Source organism: Inhella crocodyli, from assembly GCF_004004565.1.
Lineage (GTDB): Bacteria > Pseudomonadota > Gammaproteobacteria > Burkholderiales > Burkholderiaceae_C > Inhella > Inhella crocodyli.
Genome location: NZ_SACM01000001.1, coordinates 1,024,801 through 1,043,176, shown reverse-complemented (window position 1 = coordinate 1,043,176; position 18,376 = coordinate 1,024,801). Strand labels below are relative to the sequence as shown.

Annotated in this window: 13 protein-coding genes and 4 tRNA genes; 13 read left to right on the top strand and 4 right to left on the bottom strand. The window is 64.9% G+C overall.

The genetic code is table 11. From position 1 onward, the window contains the following. Nucleotides 1-29: 29 nt before the first annotated feature. The 3 genes from pssA to pbpG all read left to right on the top strand — a co-directional run bounded on the left by pssA (nucleotide 30) and on the right by pbpG (nucleotide 3,722). Nucleotides 30-854 (top strand): CDP-diacylglycerol--serine O-phosphatidyltransferase, encoded by an 825-nt coding sequence (gene pssA, locus EOD73_RS04805; protein WP_127681360.1) that lies wholly within the window; start codon nucleotides 30-32, stop codon nucleotides 852-854. Nucleotides 855-1,038: 184 nt separating this feature from the next. Beyond that, nucleotides 1,039-2,583, top strand: a complete 1,545-nt coding sequence (locus tag EOD73_RS04800) for a 2-isopropylmalate synthase (RefSeq protein ID WP_127681358.1) — start codon at nucleotides 1,039-1,041, stop codon at nucleotides 2,581-2,583. 128 nt (nucleotides 2,584-2,711) lie between these two features. Beyond that, nucleotides 2,712-3,722, top strand: coding sequence for a D-alanyl-D-alanine endopeptidase (pbpG, locus tag EOD73_RS04795; RefSeq protein WP_127681356.1), 1,011 nt, complete (start codon nucleotides 2,712-2,714; stop codon nucleotides 3,720-3,722). Nucleotides 3,723-3,726: 4 nt separating this feature from the next. On the opposite strand, the gene EOD73_RS04790 is transcribed toward pbpG, so the two are convergent. From EOD73_RS04790 to hpnC, 4 genes are read right to left on the bottom strand one after another with little or no spacing between them, the layout of a single operon-like run. Next, entirely contained in the window at nucleotides 3,727-4,506 is a 780-nt protein-coding gene (locus EOD73_RS04790; RefSeq protein ID WP_127681354.1) for an IclR family transcriptional regulator, read from the bottom strand. Then, complete coding sequence (hpnE, locus tag EOD73_RS17715; RefSeq protein WP_375137434.1) at nucleotides 4,503-5,876, bottom strand: hydroxysqualene dehydroxylase HpnE; 1,374 nt, start codon at nucleotides 5,874-5,876, stop codon at nucleotides 4,503-4,505. The genes EOD73_RS04790 and hpnE overlap by 4 nt, the downstream gene beginning before the upstream one ends. Beyond that, nucleotides 5,792-6,640 carry a presqualene diphosphate synthase HpnD gene (hpnD, locus tag EOD73_RS17710; protein WP_240660596.1) on the bottom strand — a complete coding sequence of 283 codons (849 nt, stop codon included), beginning with the start codon at nucleotides 6,638-6,640 and terminating at the stop codon, nucleotides 5,792-5,794. Before hpnD ends, hpnE begins: the two co-directional genes overlap by 85 nt. Then, on the bottom strand, nucleotides 6,637-7,485 hold the full coding sequence (gene hpnC, locus EOD73_RS04780; RefSeq protein WP_240660595.1) for a squalene synthase HpnC: 849 nt from the start codon (nucleotides 7,483-7,485) through the stop codon (nucleotides 6,637-6,639). The genes hpnD and hpnC overlap by 4 nt, the downstream gene beginning before the upstream one ends. A 138-nt stretch (nucleotides 7,486-7,623) precedes the next feature. Between hpnC and EOD73_RS04775 the strand changes: the two genes are divergently transcribed. The 10 genes from EOD73_RS04775 to EOD73_RS04730 all read left to right on the top strand — a co-directional run bounded on the left by EOD73_RS04775 (nucleotide 7,624) and on the right by EOD73_RS04730 (nucleotide 18,361). Continuing rightward, complete coding sequence (locus EOD73_RS04775; RefSeq protein ID WP_240660594.1) at nucleotides 7,624-8,736, top strand: efflux RND transporter periplasmic adaptor subunit; 1,113 nt, start codon at nucleotides 7,624-7,626, stop codon at nucleotides 8,734-8,736. Nucleotides 8,737-8,749: 13 nt separating this feature from the next. Beyond that, on the top strand, nucleotides 8,750-11,866 hold the full coding sequence (locus EOD73_RS04770) for an efflux RND transporter permease subunit (RefSeq protein ID WP_127681348.1): 3,117 nt from the start codon (nucleotides 8,750-8,752) through the stop codon (nucleotides 11,864-11,866). A gap of 93 nt (nucleotides 11,867-11,959) precedes the next feature. After that, nucleotides 11,960-12,046, top strand: a tRNA-Leu gene (locus EOD73_RS04765). Nucleotides 12,047-12,078: 32 nt separating this feature from the next. Continuing rightward, nucleotides 12,079-13,398 carry a trigger factor gene (gene tig / locus EOD73_RS04760; protein WP_127681346.1) on the top strand — a complete coding sequence of 440 codons (1,320 nt, stop codon included), beginning with the start codon at nucleotides 12,079-12,081 and terminating at the stop codon, nucleotides 13,396-13,398. Nucleotides 13,399-13,497: 99 nt separating this feature from the next. Further along, a complete protein-coding gene (gene clpP, locus EOD73_RS04755; RefSeq protein ID WP_127681344.1) occupies nucleotides 13,498-14,106 on the top strand; it encodes an ATP-dependent Clp endopeptidase proteolytic subunit ClpP in 609 nt (202 codons plus the stop codon). A gap of 90 nt (nucleotides 14,107-14,196) precedes the next feature. Continuing rightward, on the top strand, nucleotides 14,197-15,465 hold the full coding sequence (gene clpX / locus EOD73_RS04750; RefSeq protein WP_127681342.1) for an ATP-dependent Clp protease ATP-binding subunit ClpX: 1,269 nt from the start codon (nucleotides 14,197-14,199) through the stop codon (nucleotides 15,463-15,465). 81 nt (nucleotides 15,466-15,546) lie between these two features. Next, the gene (gene lon / locus EOD73_RS04745) at nucleotides 15,547-17,955 is read left to right on the top strand and encodes an endopeptidase La (protein ID WP_127681340.1); all 2,409 of its coding nucleotides are present in this window, start codon (nucleotides 15,547-15,549) and stop codon (nucleotides 17,953-17,955) included. Between the two features lie 89 nt (nucleotides 17,956-18,044). Continuing rightward, nucleotides 18,045-18,120, top strand: a tRNA-Gly gene (locus EOD73_RS04740). A 68-nt stretch (nucleotides 18,121-18,188) separates the two neighbouring features. Then, nucleotides 18,189-18,262: transfer RNA gene (locus EOD73_RS04735), tRNA-Cys, on the top strand. Nucleotides 18,263-18,285: 23 nt separating this feature from the next. Further along, nucleotides 18,286-18,361 (top strand) — tRNA-Gly (locus tag EOD73_RS04730). Nucleotides 18,362-18,376 lie beyond the last annotated feature (15 nt).

Genomic DNA, 18,376 nt, shown 5'->3' with positions numbered 1-18,376 from the left:
GGGCCTGGGCCTCGTTACAGTGGCGCCCGATGAACACCCCGCACCCCGAGTTCCAGGATTCCGACCTGGAGGCCGCACCCCGCAAACCCCGCAAGGGCCTGTACGTGCTGCCCAACCTGTTCACCCTGGCCGCGCTGTTCGGCGGCTTCTATGCGATCGTGATGGCCATGAACGGCCGTTTTGAAAACGCCGCGATTGGCATCTTTTGCGCCATGGTGCTCGACAGCCTCGACGGCCGCGTGGCTCGCATGACGGGCACCCAGTCGGCCTTCGGCGAGCAAATGGACAGCCTGTCCGACATGGTCAGCTTCGGCGCGGCCCCGGCCTTGGTGGTCTACGAGTGGGCGCTGAAAGACTTGGGGCGATGGGGCTGGATCGCCGCCTTCGTGTACTGCGCCTGCGCCGCCTTGCGCCTGGCCCGCTTCAACACCAACATCGGCGTCATCGACAAGCGCTTCTTCCAAGGCTTGCCGAGCCCCGCTGCAGCCGCCTTGGTGGCCGGCTCCCTGTGGCTGGCGGTGGACGCGGGTTGGTTGCCGCAAGAGCACCCATGGCTGGAGTGGACGATGCTGGGCATCACGCTGTATGCCGGCCTGACCATGGTGACCAATGCCCCGTTTTACAGCTTCAAAGATTTCAGCTTGAAGCGCACCGTGCCTTTTGCGCTGCTCGTGGGTTTGGTGATCCTGATCGCCCTGGTGGCCAGCCACACCCCCATCGCGCTGTTTGCGCTGTTTTGCTGCTACAGCCTGTCGGGCTACTTGGAGTACGCCCGGCGCAAGTGGCAGGGCCGTCACGCGAGCCTGATCGCCACCAGCACCGACGAGCCGGACGAAGCGGGCCTGCACCGTTGACGAAATCTCGCCCTGATACATTCGATGCCATGCAAGTCATCGAGCGCGCCCTGCTACTAGCCCTGGAGTCCCGGGTGCGCTGATGCATGCGCGGCCAAGAGCGGCCGCATCGCCTGAATCCACGTGACCCGCCCGGCCCCCAGCTTGGCGGGTTTTGTTTTTTCCAGTTCCCTTGGAGTGCCTCATGGCCGATTCGTTGATCATCTTTGACACCACCTTGCGCGATGGCGAGCAGTCGCCCGGCGCATCGATGACCAAGGACGAGAAGCTGCGCATCGCCCGCCAGTTGGAACGCCTGCGGGTGGACGTGATCGAGGCCGGCTTCGCCGCGGCCAGCCCGGGCGACTTTGAGGCCGTGCAGGCCATCGCGAGCGTGGTGAAAGACAGCCGCATCTGCTCGCTGGCTCGCGCCAACGACCGCGACATCGGCCGCGCCGCCGAAGCCTTGCGTGGCGCCAACGCGGCGCGCATCCACACCTTCATCGCCACCAGCGAACTCCACATGGAGAAGAAGCTGCGCATGACCCGTGAGCAGGTGCTGGAGCAGGCCAAGTTGGCCGTGCGCTTTGCCCGCCAGCACTGCGACGACGTCGAGTTTTCCCCCGAGGACGGCTACCGCAGCGATCCCGAGTTCTTGGTCCGCGTGATCGAGGCCGTGATTGCCGAGGGTGCGACGACCATCAACATCCCCGACACCGTGGGCTATGGCATCCCCGAGTTGTACGGGCAGTTCATCCTGGACTTGCGCACCCGCGTGCCCAACAGCGACAAGGCCATCTGGAGCGTGCATTGCCACAACGACTTGGGCATGGCCGTCGCCAACTCCCTGGCCGGGGTCAAGATCGGTGGCGCGCGCCAGATCGAGTGCACGATCAACGGGCTGGGCGAGCGGGCCGGCAACTGCTCCTTGGAGGAGGTGGTCATGGCCGTCAAGACGCGCCGCGACCACTTCGGCCTCAACGTGAACATCGACACCAGCCAGATCGTGGCAGCGTCGCGCCTGGTCAGCCAAACCACCGGCTTCGTGGTGCAGCCGAACAAGGCCGTGGTGGGCGCCAACGCCTTCGCGCATGCCTCGGGCATTCACCAGGATGGCGTGCTCAAGGCGCGCGACACCTACGAAATCATGCGCGCTGAAGACGTGGGTTGGGCGGCGAACAAGATCGTGCTGGGCAAGCTCAGCGGTCGCAACGCCTTCAAGCAGCGCTTGGAGCAATTGGGCATCACGCTGGAGTCCGAGTCCGAAGTCAACGAGGCCTTCGCCCGCTTCAAGGACCTCGCCGACCGCAAGGCCGAGGTGTTTGACGAAGACATCCTGGCCCTGGTGATGGACGAGCAGGCCGAACACCAAAGCGACGAGGACTACCACTTGGTGTCCTTGGCCCAGCGCAGCGAGACCGGCGAGCGCCCGCATGCGGCCGTGGTGTTCGCCGGTGGGGGTCAGGAGTTCCGCGCCGAAAGCGATGGCAACGGGCCGGTGGACGCGTGCGTGCGCGCCATCGAAAGCCAAGTGCAATCCGGCGCGGAGTTGCTTCTGTACGGCGTCAACGCCATCAGCAGCGGCAGCAGCGAGAGCCAGGGTGAAGTGAGCATGCGCCTGCAGTTGGGTGGGCGCGTCGTCAACGCGGTCGGCTCCGATCCCGACATCATCGTGGCGTCGGCCAAGGCTTACCTCAATGCGTTGAACAAGCTGCGCGCCAAGGGCGAGCGGGTGGCGGCACAGGGGTAACCCTAGCTTTTGCATCGCAACCGTGCGGGTTTTCACAGGGAACCTCAGGTATCGCATGTAAGTGCTTGTCCTTGATTGAGTTTCAGTCTGGCGCTTACACTCGAGTCCCTGTTTCGGAGGGTTTCAGGATGCGTGGTTTGGCGGTGTTCTTGGTGGCTTTGGGCCTGTCCCTGGGCGATGCAAGCCTGGGCCTTCAATCGGCTCAGGCGCAGAGCAAGTCCGCCAGCAGCCAAAAGGCGAAGAGCACTCCCGCCAAACCCTCGGTGCGCAAAGTGCCCGCCAAGGCCAAAGCCCAAGCCCCGGTTCGCAAGCGGGCCACCAAGGCCGCGGTGGTGGTGCCGGCCAAGCCTTCCTTCGGGCAGTTGGCCGGCCTGCAACACACCGACGACCCCTTGGCGCTGAAGTCCAGCGTGGCCTTGGTCATGGACCAAGACACCGAAGAGGTTTTGCTGGCCAAGAACGACAACGCCGTTCTGCCGATCGCTTCCATCACCAAGCTGATGACGGCCCTGGTGGTGACCGAAGCGCAATTGCCTCTGGACGAGGTCCTGACGGTCACGCAAGACGACGTGGACACCGAAAAGGGCAGCCGCTCGCGCCTGCAGGTGGGCACCCGCCTGACGCGCGGCGAAATGCTGCACTTGGCCCTGATGAGCAGCGAAAACCGTGCGGCACATGCGCTGGGTCGTCACTACCCGGGCGGTTTGTCGGCCTTCGTGTCGGCCATGAACGCCAAGGCGCAGCTGCTGGGCATGCGCGACACGCGCTACGTGGAGCCCACGGGCCTGTCCAGCCAGAACCAGAGCAGCGCGCACGACTTGGCGCGCTTGGTCAAGACGGCCTACACGGTGCCGCTCATCCGCGAACTGTCGACTTCGGAAAGCACGACGGTTCGCGTGGGCCGGCGTGAAACCTCGTTCGGCACCACCAATGGCTTGGTGCGCAGTCCGGTCTGGGACATTGGTCTGCAAAAAACGGGCTACATCAGCGAAGCCGGGCAGTGCCTCGTCATGCAGGCCCACATGGCCGGCCGGCGCCTGGTGATGGTGTTCCTGGACTCGGCCGGCAAGTACAGCCGCATCGGCGATGCCGAGCGGGTGCGCAAGTGGATCGTGGGCGAGGCGAAGAAGGCGCCCTGAGGCCTCAGCCGCGGTAGCCCAGCGCGGCCGAGATGCCCGCGGCGGTTTCTTTCAGGCGCGGCTCCCAGCTTTCTTCCAAACGCTCAGCCGGCGCGGAAATCGAGAGGCCAGCGACCAGCTTGCTCTGGTCGTCGTAGATGCCCACGGCCATGCAGCGCACGCCCACCTCCAGCTCCTCTTCGTCGCGGGACACGCCCCGCATGCGAATCTGGGCCAGCTCACGCTCCAGACGGGCCAAGTCGGTGATGCTGTTGCGCGTGTTGCCGGCCAGGCCGGTTCGGGTGGCGTAGGCCCGCACGCGGGCGGGCTCGTCGGCCGCCAGAAACAGCTTGCCCACCGAAGTCAGGTGCAGGGGCGCTCGGCCACCCACCGTTCGCACGACTTGCATGCCCGAGCGCTCGCTGTAGGTGCGCTCGATGTACACGATCTCGTCGCCCTGCCGGACCGACAGGTTCACCGGTTGGTGCGTGTGCTTGTGCAGCTCGCGCATGGCGTCCAAGGCGGCGTCGCGAACGTCCAAGCGCGCCTTGACTAAATTGCCCAGCTCCAACAAGCGCATGCCCAAGCGGTAGCTGCCCGGCTCGGGGCGGTCGACGTACCGCCCCAGGGTCAGGTCGTTGAGGATGCGGTGCGTCGTCGACGGGTGCAGGCCCGTGGCCTGGGCCAGGTCTTTCAAGGGCACCGGGTCGGTGTGGCGGGCCAGCACGTCCAAGAGCGCGAAGGCGCGCTCGAGCACCTGGATGGCCGGGCTGGCGGTGTCGGCGGGGGCAGGGGCGCGGCTCATGGGCGCGGATTGTGGGTCATGGCCCCTTCGGCGGCGCGCAAGCCCGCCTGCACCGCCCCTTCCAAGGTGGCGGGGTAGGGGCCGTCCACGTAGTCGCCCGCGGCCCAGAGACCCGGTCGAATTTCGGCCGATGGGCGCTGCAATTGCGCCGTGCAAGCGAACGTGGCCCGCCGATCGGCATGCGCGTGGGTTCGCTGGGCGTTTTCCAAGCCCGGCACTTGGGCCGCCACTTGGGCGTGAATGCGCTGGGCGACGGTCTCCAGGCCGTCCCGGGCCAATTCGGACGCGACGGCGCTGGCCACGGCCGTGTACCGCCCTTGGCGGGTGCCCGCACCGCCTTCGATTTGCCCGAGATCGAACACGAACTGCGCCGGCCCTCCCGACAGCGCCACCATGGGGGCGGCCAAGCATGCCCCCGGCGCGTGGAACTCGACGGTGGCGATGGCCTCTGCCGGCAGCGCAGCGGCCTGGGCCGACCAATTGGGGGCCAGGGACTGCGTCAAGCGCGCCGCTTCGTTGGCGCTGCAGGCCAGGATCACCGCCTCGACCTCGTGTCCGTCGCAGCGCCAAAGTCTGCCTTCATGCGACAGCGATTTGACACGGGCCCCGACCCTGACGACCGCACCGCGACTGCGCAGCCAGGCTTCGGCACTGGCGGGCAACAGTTCTTGCAGCGGGGCGGCGGGCAGCAGCAAGTCCGAGGCCCCCCGTCCGCCCAGCAAGGCGTCCCGCAGGACCCGCATCAGCACCGCCGCGCTGGCGGTGTCGGTGGGCGTGTTCAAGGCGGCAATGCAAAGGGGGTCGATCAACTGGGTCCGGACGGCCGGCGGCAAGCCTTCGCACCAACGCGCCACGCTCCACCCGGAGGGGGCCCTCAGGCCACGCGCGATCTGCCGCAGGCCCCAACGGATCAAGCCCCACCGCTCCCGCCAGCCCCAAAGCGGGTGGCCTGCGACCGCCTGCATCGCGGCCGTCACGGGATGCCTTTGGCGCGGCCAACGCAAGCCGCGGCCCATGGGATCGACCAAGGTGAGGGGCTCGCGCTTGAGCAGGCGCTCGGGGTCGGCGCCCACCGTGCGCATCAAGGCCAGGGTGTCTCTGTAAGCGCCGATCAAGATGTGCTGGCCGCTGTCGCGCCAGGCACCGGCCTCGTCTTGCCAAGAACGGGCGCGGCCGCCGAGTTGAGGGGCCATCTCGAGCACGGTGACCTGCGCACCGGCCGCGGTGGCTCGCACCGCGGCGGCCAGACCGGCCCACCCGCCGCCGATGACCAACAGTCGCTGCCTCAACGCCCGCGCCAATTGGTCTTCATGGCGATCCACACCTTGCGCAACGGCGTGAGCGCGATCCGTTGATGGAGCACCTGGAATCCGCCGGCTTCGATTTCTCGCAGCAGGCTGCGGTAAATGTTGGCCATCATCAAACCAGGCTTTTGAGTGCGGCGGTCGGCTTCGGGCAGCAGGGCCAGGGCCTCGTCGTAGGCCTGGTGCGCCCGGGCCGCTTGGAAGCGCATGAGGGCGGTGAAGCGCTCGCTGTAACCCCAGGGCGCCTCCCGCTTCAGGATGTCCTGGGCCGTGACCCCGAACTGCTGCAACTCGTTCACCGGCAGGTAGATGCGGCCGCGCCGCGCGTCGTCCCCCACGTCTCGGATGATGTTGGTCAGTTGCAGCGCCAAGCCCAAGCGGTGGGCGTAGGCCGTGGTTTGGGGGTCGGTGCGTCCGAAGATGCCGCTCGCGACTTCGCCCACCACGCCGGCCACCAGGTGGCAGTAGCGCTGCAGACCGGCGTAGTCCAGGTAACGCGTTTGCTGCAAGTCCATCTCGCAACCCTCGATGACCGCCAGCACGTGGTGCGCCTCGATGCCGAAGGTCGCGGCGTGCGGCATCAAGGCCTGCAAGGCGGGGTGAGAGGGCTGTCCCGAAAAGGCCGCGCCGACCTCGCGACGCCACCACGCCAGTTTGCTGGCGGCCACGCTGGGGTCGCTGACTTCGTCGACCACGTCGTCCACCTCTCGGCACACGGCGTAAAACGCGGTGATGGCCTCGCGCTGCGCCGGTTGCAGAAACTTGAAGGCGTAATAGAAGCTGGATCCGCTCTGCGCGGCCTTGGCCTCGACGTACTGGTTGGGTGTCATGCGGCGGGGCGGAAGCGAACGACGCGCCACAGCAGTCGGGGCGCGTCCCAGGCGCGCAAACGCGGCCGGGCGAGAAGGGTGGCATGGTCCATGGCGACGATTTTCTCTGCGATGCGCCGCCCGCCTTCGATGACCGCCCGCAACTCCCACCCGAGCCGACCGGGAACCCGCTGGGGGAGGCGCTCGCCTTGACGCATCAAGTCCAAGGCCCAGGCGTTCATGTCTTTGAGTGTCGCGCGCAGGCCAGGGCTGTCTTGGCCCGCCAAAACCTGGGCCACGCTTGCGCCGTGACGCGCCAGATCCTCGGCAGGGAGGTACACGCGCGGCTTCAGGCGGTCCACGCTGACGTCCTGCCAGAAGTTGATGAGTTGCAGCGAGGTGCAAATGGCGTCCGATGCCCGTCGCGACTCGGCGTCGTGAACACCGGCCAGGTGCAGCACCAAGCGGCCAACGGGGTTGGCCGATCGTTCGCAGTAGCTCAGCAAGGCGGTGCGATCGGGGTACTGCTGCACGCGCACGTCTTGCTCGAAGGCGTCGAGCAGGGCGTGGAGTTCGCCCAAGGGCAGTTGCCATTGCTGCGTGGCTTGGGCCAGGTCGGCATGGCGCGGGTCGGTGGGTTCCCCCCGGGCCATGGCGTGAAGCTGGCTGCGCATCGCGGTCAGCGCGGCCAGCCGGGTGCTCGCTGGAGCGTCGCCTTCATCGGCGATGTCGTCCGCCTCGCGGGCAAAGCGGTAGACGGCCAGGATGGGGGGGCGCAGCGCGGGTGGACACAGCCAACTCGCAACGGGAAAGTTCTCGGCGCGGTGCCGCTGCGCCAAGCGTGCGGGATCAACAGTGGGATTCACGCCGCATTGTCGCCAGTTGCGTGGGAGGCAGCCGATACAGTAGCCCACGCTGACGCGCGATCCCCTGAACATGGGACGTGCCAACCCCGTGAGAAGAGGTGCCCCATGCCGGATTCCAAGCCCCGTGAGACGACCCCCGTGAGCCGCCCAGTCGGGGCGTGGGTCGTGCTGGTCACCTTGGGGGCCTTGGTCGCTTGCGGTCCGAAGCCAGCGCCACCGGCGCCGGAGCGGGCCGTGCGCACGATGGTGGTGGAAACCGTGGCCGCCGGGCAGGTGTTTGAGTACGCCGCCGATGTGCGCGCACGCACCGAGAGCCGACTGGGCTTTCGGGTGCCCGGCAAGGTCTTGCAGCGCAAGGTAAGCCTGGGCGACCGCGTCAAGGCCGGGCAGGTGTTGATGCGCTTGGACGGGCAAGACCTGGCCTTGGCCGCGGAAGCCGCCAATGCCGCGCTGCGGGCCGCGCGCAGCAACCGCGACCAGCTGGCCGCCGACCTCAAACGCTTCCGCGAGCTGAAGGCCCAAGGGTTCATCAGCGGTGCCGAGTTGGAGCGGCGCGAAGTGGCGCTGGCGGCGGCCCAAGCGCAGTGGGAGCAGGCCCAAGCCCAGGCCAAAGCGCAGCGCAACCAGGCCGACTACGGGGACTTGGAAGCCGATGCGGCGGGCCTGATCACCAGCGTTGACGCCGAACCGGGCACGGTGGTCGCAGCGGGCACGCCGGTTTTGCGCTTGGCCCACGATGGGCCGCGTGACGTGGTGTTCCAAGTGCCGGAGCACCAAGTGGCGCTGCTGCGCCGCCAACTGAAAAACGAATCGGCGGGCCTCCAGGTCCGAATCTGGGGCCGGGAAGAGCCCTTGCCGGCCACGTTGCGAGAGTTGGCCGAGTCGGCCGACCCGGTCACGCGGACCTTCTTGGTCAAAGCCGACATTGGGCGGGCCGATGAGGTCAAGCTCGGTCAAACCGCCACGGTGGTGTTCAACCCAGGCAAGCTGTCGGGGGTCGTGAAGGTGCCGATGTCGGCGGTGTTCGAGTCGCAAGGCCGGCCGCATGTTTGGGTGCTGAGTCCGAGCACCATGACCTTGAAGGCCCAAGCGGTGGAAGTCGGTGGCGCCGACGGCAACGAAGTCGTGGTGCTTTCGGGGCTTTCCCCCAAGCAGGAAATCGTGACCGCCGGAACGCATGTGCTGGCGGCCAACCAGAAGGTGCGCCGCTTCGGCGCTGCCCCTGCAGCGGCGCCGGCGGCATCGCGTTGATCGGGGCGCGGTCATGAGCAACGTCGACACCGCCCGCCACCGCTTCAACATCTCACGCTGGGCGCTGGAGCACCCGTCCCTGACGCGCTACCTGATGGTGGTGCTGATGGTCGTTGGCTTCGCCGCGTACTTCCAGTTGGGCCAGGACGAGGACCCGCCGTTCACCTTCCGGGCCATGGTCATCCAGTCGTTCTGGCCGGGGGCGACCGCACAGCAGATGGCCGACCAGGTCACCGACAAGATCGAGCGCTCGCTGCAAGAGGTGGCGTACGCCGATCGCATCCGTTCGTTCACCAAGCCGGGCGAGTCGCTCACCTTGTTCCAACTGAAGGACAGCGTCCCGGGCAAAGACGTGCCCGGGACCTGGTACCAGGTGCGCAAGAAGCTGGGCGACATTCGCCATACCTTGCCCCAAGGCGTTCTCGGCCCGTTCTTCAACGACGAGTTCGGTGATGTGTACGGTTCCATCTACGCCCTGAGCGGCGATGGCTACAGCCCGGAAGAACTGCGGCGTCATGCCGATGCGATTCGCGCCGAGCTCTTGCGGGTGCCGGACGTCGCCAAGGTCGAGTTGTTCGGCGTGCAACCCGAAAAAATCTACGTCGAGATTTCGCACCGCAAGATCGCCCAAATGGGGTTGGACTTGAACCAGATCGTGGGGCAGTTGAACGCCCAGAACGCGGTCGAGGGCTCGGGCTTGCTGAACAGCGAAGACGGCAACGTGGGGGTCCGGGTCCAGGGGCAATTCCAAAACATCGAGTCGGTCCGGCAACTTGCCATCCGGGCCGTGAACCCGCAAACGGGTCAGGCCAGCAGTTTGCGTTTGGGCGACATCGCGACGGTCACGCGGGCCTACGCAGAGCCGGCTGCCGTTTCGGTGCGCCATCAGGGCCAGAAGGTGATTGCCCTGGGCGTCTCCATGGCCAAGGGCGGCGACATCATTCGCCTGGGGAAGTCCTTGCAAGAGGCCATTGGCAAGCTGGAGCCCAATTTGCCGGCCGGTTTGACGCTGTCCCAGGTGCAGAACCAGCCCCAGGCGGTGCAGCGCTCGGTGAGCGAGTTCGTGCAGGTGCTGATCGAGGCCGTGGTGGTCGTGCTGGCGGTCAGTTTCATCAGCCTCGGACTGCACACCAAGCCCCTGCGCATCGACATCTGGCCGGGTCTCGTGGTCGCGATCACCATCCCCTTGGTGCTCGCCATCACCTTCGTGACCATGTTCTATTGGGGCGTTGGGCTGCACAAGATTTCCTTGGGCAGCTTGATCATCGCGCTCGGCCTGTTGGTGGACGACGCCATCATTGCCGTCGAGATGATGGTGCGCAAACTGGAAGAAGGCTACGACAAGAAGACGGCCGCCACGTTTGCGTACGAAGTGACCTCCATGCCCATGCTGACCGGCACCTTGATCACGGCGGTGGGCTTTCTGCCGATCGGATTGGCGCGCTCGTCGGTGGGCGAGTACACCTACGCCATCTTTGCCGTCACGGCGGCTTCCTTGGTCATTTCGTGGGTGGTGTCGGTGTACTTTGTGCCCTACCTGGGCGCCTTGCTGTTGCGGACGCGGCCGGCGCAACCGGGACATGCGCACGAATTGTTCGACACCCCGTTCTATGCGCGCTTCCGGGCGCTCGTGCGCTGGTGCGTGCTGCACCGGTGGATCACCATCGGCATGACCGTGGCCATCTTCGCCCTGGGCATCGTGGGCATGGGCAAAGTGCAGCAGCAGTTCTTCCCCGATTCGAGCCGCCCGGAGATCTTGGTCGACCTCTGGCTGCCGGAGGGCGCGCCGATCCAGAACACGGAGTCTGTGGCCAAGCGCTTCGAGCAACGGATGCTCAAGGAAACCGGCCTGGAGTCCGTCACCGCTTGGGTGGGATCGGGCGTGCCTCGCTTCTACCTGCCGCTGGACAACGTCTTCCCGCAGTCCAACGTGGCGCAATTCATCTTGCTGCCCAAGTCATTGAAGGACCGAGAAGAGCTCCGGCAGCGCCTGCCGTCCGTGCTCGCGGCTGAGTTCGGTGATGTGCGGGGGCGGGTCAAGCTGTTGCCCAACGGGCCGCCGGTTCCCTACCCGGTGCAGTTCCGCGTGATCGGCCCCGACCCCCTGGTTCTGCGCCGCTGGGCAGACGAGGCCAAAGACATCGTGGCTGCCAACCCCAACATGCTGGGGGTCAACGACAACTGGAACGAGTCCATCAAGGTCCTGCGTCTCAAGGTCGACCAGGACAAGGCGCGGGCGCTTGGCGTCAGCAGCCAGAGCATTGCCCAAGCGGCACGAACCATCCTCACGGGCAGCACCATCGGGCAGTTCCGGGAAGACGATCGACTCATCGAGATCGTGCTGCGACAACCCCTGGACGAGCGCAGCAGCCTGACCGACTTGGCCAGCGCCTACCTCCCAACGGCCAGTGGCCGCAGCGTGCCCCTGAGCCAGGTGGCGCAGCACGAATTCGGATTCGAGCCGGGCGTGATGTGGCGCGAAGGCCGGCAGTACGCGATCACCGTGCAGGGCGACGTGGTTGAAGGCTTGCAGGGCGCCACGGTCAGCAACCAAATCTGGCCGCAACTGCAGGCGCTGCAGGCCAAGATGCCCGATGGCTATCGCATCCAAGTGGCTGGCGCGGTGGAAGAAAGCAGCAAGGGTCAGGGCTCGATCGCCGCCGGCGTGCCCCTGATGCTTTTCATCATCTTCACCTTGCTGATGCTGCAGTTGCAGAGCTTCTCGCGCTCGATGCTCGTGTTCCTGACGGGGCCCCTGGGCATCGCCGGGGTCGCGGGCGCGCTGTTGCTGCTGAACCGTCCCTTCGGGTTCGTGGCCTTGCTGGGTGTGATCGCCCTGATGGGCATGATCATGCGCAATTCGGTGATCTTGATCGACCAGATCGAGGAGGACCGCGCCCGGGGGGTGCCCGCGTGGTCGGCGATCATCGAGTCGGCGGTACGGCGTTTTCGCCCCATCGTGCTGACCGCGGCGGCCGCGGTGTTGGCCATGATTCCCCTCTCGCGCAGCGTGTTTTGGGGCCCCATGGCCGTGGCGATCATGGGTGGCTTGGTTGTCGCCACCGCCTTGACGCTGCTGGCTTTGCCGGCCATGTACGCTGCCTGGTTCCGGGTGCGCGTGCCCCGCTGAACCTGGACAGATCGGCAGCCGGCTAGAATCGCGGGTTCGCCGAATCTTGGTTTGGGCGCATAGGGTCCGGCCCAGTGCGTCGAGGCCGCACCCGCGCGGGTGGCGAAATTGGTAGACGCACCAGGTTTAGGTCCTGACGCCTTCACCGGCGTGCCGGTTCGAGTCCGGCCCCGCGCACCACCGCTTTCATTCCTCTTTTCTGACCTGCTGCCATGGCCGTCACCGTCGAAACCCTCGAAAAGCTCGAACGCCGCATCACCCTGACCCTGCCCGCCAGTGGCATTGGCAGCGAAGTCGAGCAGCGCCTGAAGAAACTGGCCCGCACCGTCAAGGCCGATGGCTTCCGCCCCGGCAAGGTGCCGATGAGCTTCGTCGCCAGCCGCTACGGCAGCTCGGTGCAGTACGAAGTCATCAACGACAAGCTGGGCGAGGCCTTTGCCAAGGCCGCCAGCGAAGCTCAACTGCGTGTCGCTGGCGTGCCCAGCATCGCGCAGAAGGACAGCGCGGCCGAGGGCGAGTTGGCCTTCGACGCGACCTTCGAGGTGTACCCGGAGATCAAGCTGGGCGACCTGGCTGCTGTTGAGGTCGAGCGTGTCTCGAGCGAAGTCACCGACGAGGCCGTGGACCGCACGGTGGACATCCTGCGTAAGCAGCGTCGCAGCTTCGCCCAACGTGCTGCGGACGCCGCGGCGCAAGACGGCGACCGTGTCACCATCGACTTCGAGGGCAAGATCGACGGCGAGCCCTTCCAGGGCGGCAAGGCCGAAGCCTTCCAGTTCCAGTTGGGCGAAGGCCAGATGCTGGAAGCGTTCGAGAAGGCCGTTCGCGGCATGAAGTCGGGCGAAAGCAAGACCTTCCCGCTGGCCTTCCCGGAGGATTACCACGGCAAGGACGTGGCCGGCAAAGAAGCCGACTTCTTGGTCACGGTCAAAAAGATCGAGGCGCAGCACTTGCCCGAGGTGAACGATGCGTTTGCCAAGCAATTGGGCATCAAGGAAGCCACGGTGGAAGGCCTGCGCGCTGATGTGCGCAAGAACCTCGAGCGCGAGGTCAAGTTCCGCGTGCTGGCTCGCAACAAGGCCGCCGCGATGGACGCGTTGGTGAAAGTGGCGGAGTTGGACCTGCCCAAGGCCTTGGTGGCGGAAGAGGCGAACCGCTTGGTTGGCGACTTCCGCGAGCGTCTGAAGGCCCAAGGTCTGAAGGATGCCGACAAGATGCCGGTGCAGGCCGAGATGTTCACCCCCCAAGCCGAGCGCCGCGTGCGCCTGGGTCTGGTGGTGGGCGAACTGGTTCGCACGCAAAACCTGAAGGCCAAGCCCGAGCAGTTGCAGGCCCACATCGAGGAGCTGAGCCAGAGCTACGAAAAGCCGGCCGACGTGATGCGTTGGTACCTGAGCGACCGTCAGCGCATGCAAGAGGTCGAAGCCGTGGTCATCGAGAACAACGTGACCGACTATGTGCTGTCGCAGGTCAAGCTGGTCGACAAGGCCGTGCCGTTTGACGAACTGATGGCACAGCAAGCCCAAGGCTGATCGGGCCTTCTCCCCACGCCAAGGCGCCGTACCCGACCGGGGCGGCGCCTTGCTGTTTCTCAGCCCCTATCATTTGCCGAACACACACAGAGGACTCGCATGAGCGCTTTGGAAATCAGCAATCTGGGCATGGTGCCCATCGTGATCGAACAGTCGGGCCGCGGCGAACGCGCTTACGACATCTACAGCCGACTGCTGCGCGAGCGGATCGTGTTTTTGGTCGGCCCCGTCAACGACGCCACGGCCAACTTGGTGGTGGCGCAATTGCTGTTCCTGGAGAGCGAGAACCCCGACAAGGAGATTTCGCTGTACATCAACTCCCCTGGGGGCAGCGTCAGTGCGGGCATGTCCATCTTCGACACGATGAATTTCATCAAGCCGGATGTGAGCACGCTGTGCTTGGGCATGGCGGCGAGCATGGGAGCCTTCCTGCTGATGGCTGGGGCCAAAGGCAAGCGATTTGCCCTGCCGAACAGCAAGATCATGATTCACCAGCCCTTGGGCGGCGCGCAGGGGCAAGCCACGGACATCGAGATCCACGCCCGCGAGATCTTGAAGACCCGAGAGCAACTGAACCGCTTGATGGCGGAGCGCACCGGGCAAACGTTGGAGCGCATCACCGCCGACACCGAGCGCGATTACTTCATGTCCGCGGCCGAGGCGCAGGCCTACGGCTTGATCGACAAAGTGGTCGACAAGCGCGCTTGAACGGCCTCGGTCGTTTCTGATTTCCTTTGACAGCGGGGGCCAGTTGCTGCGCTACCATGGCTCGCAACCTCCCGCCCGAAAGTAATTCCCATGCCTGACAAAAAAGGCGGCTCCGGCGAGAAGGTGCTGTACTGCTCCTTCTGCGGCAAGAGCCAGCACGAAGTCAAAAAGCTCATCGCGGGCCCGTCGGTGTTCATCTGCGACGAGTGCATTGAGTTGTGCAACGACATCATTCGCGACGAGGTCGCGAATGCCGAGACGCCGCGCGATCGCAAGGGCTCGGACCTGCCTTTGCCCACCGAGATCAAGGCGATCCTCGACCAGTATGTGATCGGACAGGATCCGGCCAAGCGGACCTTGGCTGTGGCGGTCTACAACCATTACAAGCGCCTGAAGCACCTCGGTGAGGCTGAGAAGGGCGATGTTGAACTCAGCAAGAGCAACATCCTGTTGATCGGACCGACCGGTTCTGGCAAGACTTTGCTGGCGCAGACCTTGGCCCGTTTGCTGAACGTGCCGTTCGTGATTGCCGATGCGACCACCTTGACCGAAGCCGGTTACGTGGGCGAAGACGTCGAAAACATCATCCAGAAGCTGCTGCAGAACTGCAATTACGACGTCGACAAGGCCCAACGCGGCATCGTTTACATCGATGAGATCGACAAGATCAGTCGCAAGGCCGACAACCCCTCCATCACCCGAGACGTGTCGGGCGAAGGGGTGCAACAGGCCTTGCTGAAGCTGATCGAAGGCACGATGGCGAGCGTGCCGCCACAGGGTGGACGCAAGCACCCGAACCAAGACTTCCTCCAGATCGACACCACCAACATCCTGTTCATCTGCGGTGGTGCGTTTGATGGCCTGGAGAAGGTCATTCAGAACCGCTCCGAAAAGTCGGGGATTGGATTCGGGGCATCGGTCAAGAGTGCCACCGAACGGAAGATCGGGGAACTGTTTGCCGAAATCGAACCCGGCGATCTGATCAAGTTCGGCATCATTCCTGAACTGGTGGGGCGCCTGCCGGTGATTGCCACCCTCGGGGAGTTGACCGAAGACGCCCTCGTGCAGATCTTGGTCGAGCCGAAGAATGCGCTGGTGAAGCAGTACCAACAACTGTTCGCGTTGGACGGGGTGGAGCTGGACGTTCGGCCGTCGGCACTGACGGCCATCGCCCGCAAGGCCCTGAAACGGAAGACCGGTGCACGCGGCTTGCGCTCGATCGTCGAGCATGCGCTCATCGACACCATGTTCGATTTGCCAGCGCAACAAGGCGTGGCACAGGTCGTTTTGGACGAGTCCAACATCGACGAAGGCACGAAGCCCCTGCTGGTGTACCGCGAGGCCAAAGCCAGCGCGTGACCCTCTGGCCAGTTGCTGTCGAGCCCTTGTGCTTGGAGCGGCCGGCCCCAGATGAGCCTGACCTTCTGAAGGAATCCACACATGTCAGGTCAAGCCCTGCTGCCCTCTGAGCCCATCACCCTCCCGTTGCTTCCCCTGCGGGACGTGGTGGTGTTTCCCCACATGGTCATTCCCCTTTTCGTGGGGCGCCCCAAGTCGATCAAGGCCCTGGAAGCGGCCATGGAGTCGGGGCGTCAGATCATGCTCGTGGCCCAGAAGGCGGCCGCGAAAGACGAGCCCAAGGCCGAAGATCTTTTTGACATCGGCTGCGTGTCCACCATCTTGCAGTTGCTGAAGTTGCCCGATGGCACCGTGAAGGTGCTGGTCGAAGGCTTGCAGCGCGCCGGCGCCAGCCGCGTTCGGGAAGAGCAAGACCATTTCGTGGCCGAGGTCCTGCCGATCGGCCCAGATGCCGTGGCGGCGCCTGAAATCGAAGCCTTGCGTCGCGCGGTGGTGCAGCACTTCGATCAGTACGTGAAGCTCAATCGGAAGATTCCGCCGGAGATCCTCACGTCGATCGCGGGCATCGACGAGCCCGGTCGCTTGGCCGACACCATCGCCGCGCACCTTCAATTGAAGCTTGAGGCCAAGCAGTCGGTCTTGGACTTGTCGGACGTGGCCAAGCGCCTTGAAAAGCTGCTGGAGCTGCTGGAGCACGAGGTTGACATCTTGCAGGTGGAGAAGCGCATCCGCGGCCGCGTGAAGCGCCAGATGGAAAAGAGCCAGCGGGAGTACTACCTGAACGAGCAGGTCAAGGCCATCCAGAAGGAGTTGGGCGATGGCGAAGAGGGCGCTGACATCGAGGAACTCGAAAAGCGCATCTTGGCCGCGAAGATGCCCAAAGAGGCGCGCGCCAAGGCCGAAGGCGAGTTGAAAAAGCTCAAGCTCATGTCTCCCATGAGTGCCGAGGCCACGGTGGTGCGCAACTACCTGGACACCTTGATCGGGCTGCCTTGGAGCAAGAAGACCAAGATCAAGCACGACCTGCCGCTGGCCGAAGACGTTCTGAACGAAGACCACTTCGGCTTGGACAAGGTCAAAGAACGCATCCTCGAATACCTCGCTGTGCAGCAGCGCGTGGACAAGGTCAAAGCGCCGATCTTGTGCTTGGTCGGCCCACCCGGGGTGGGCAAGACCTCGCTGGGGCAAAGCATTGCGCGCGCCACCGGTCGCAAGTTCGTGCGCATGGCCTTGGGGGGGGTGCGCGATGAGGCCGAGATCCGGGGCCACCGTCGCACCTACATTGGCGCCATGCCGGGCAAGGTGTTGCAGTCGCTGACCAAGGTGGGCACCCGCAATCCCTTGTTCTTGCTCGACGAGATCGACAAGTTGGGCCAGGACTTCCGGGGCGATCCGTCGTCGGCCTTGTTGGAGGTGCTCGATCCCGAGCAGAACCACACCTTCAGCGACCATTACGTTGAGGTGGACTACGACCTGTCCGACGTGATGTTCGTCGCCACGGCGAACTCGATGAACATCCCGCCGGCCCTGTTGGATCGCTTGGAGGTGATCCGTCTTTCCGGTTACACGGAAGACGAGAAGGTCCACATCGCGCAGGCCTACCTCCTGCCCAAGCAACGCAAGAACAACGGCGTGCTTGATGCGGAGTTGGTGGTGGACGAGTCGGCCGTGCGTGGCGTGATCCGCTACTACACCCGAGAGGCGGGAGTGCGCTCGCTCGAGCGCGAGATCGGGAAGATTTGCCGCAAGGTGGTCAAGGGCCTTCAGCTCAAGAAGATGACCGCCCCTGTGACGGTCAATGAAGACAACCTCAACGAATTCTTGGGGGTGCGCAAGTACGACTTTGGACGTGCCGAGAAGAAGAACCAAGTCGGCCAGGTGGTGGGTTTGGCATGGACCGAGGTGGGGGGCGACTTGCTGACCATCGAGGCGGCCCTGATGCCGGGCAAGGGCCTGGTCACCCGAACCGGATCGCTGGGTGACGTGATGAAGGAGTCTGTCGAGGCGGCACGCACGGTGGTGCGATCGCGTGCGGCCCAACTTGGCATCAAGGACGAACTCTTCGAGAAGCGAGACGTGCACATCCACGTGCCCGATGGCGCCACGCCCAAGGACGGGCCCAGCGCGGGTGCTGCCATGGCCACGGCCTTGGTGTCGGCCATGACGGGCATTCCTGTTCGGGCCGATGTGGCCATGACGGGGGAAATCACCCTGCGCGGCGAGGTCACGGCCATCGGCGGGCTGAAGGAAAAGTTGTTGGCAGCGCACCGCGGCGGCATCAAGGTCGTTTTGATCCCCGAAGAAAACGTCAAGGACTTGCAGGAGATCCCCGACAACGTCAAAGAGTCTTTGGAGATCTTGCCGGTCCGCTGGATCGAGACGGTGTTGGAGTTGGCCCTGGAAAGGGCGCCTACGCCCTTGACGGAAGAGGAGTTGGCGGCAAAGCCGGCAGAAACGCCCGCGGCCACGACCGAAGCCATCAAGCACTGATGCGGCACTTGATTTCCATCGAAAATTTGGCATAGAATGGAGGACTTCGTTGGGCGCTTGGTTGTTCGAGCTGTCCATCGAAGTGCGACGCGGGAATAGCTCAGTTGGTAGAGCGCAACCTTGCCAAGGTTGAGGTCGCGAGTTCGAGCCTCGTTTCCCGCTCCAAGTTTTCCGAAAAGGAAGCCCCGGCTTCCTTTTTTTATCCCCGGCACCAACCGGGGGCGGGACCCCGGGGCGCGGTAGCAAAGCGGTTATGCAGCGGATTGCAAATCCGTCCAGGGCGGTTCGACTCCGCCCCGCGCCTCCAAGTGTTTCGTGGTCAGTGTTTTTGCGGGAATAGCTCAGTTGGTAGAGCGCAACCTTGCCAAGGTTGAGGTCGCGAGTTCGAGCCTCGTTTCCCGCTCCAGCACAATGCGCCGCC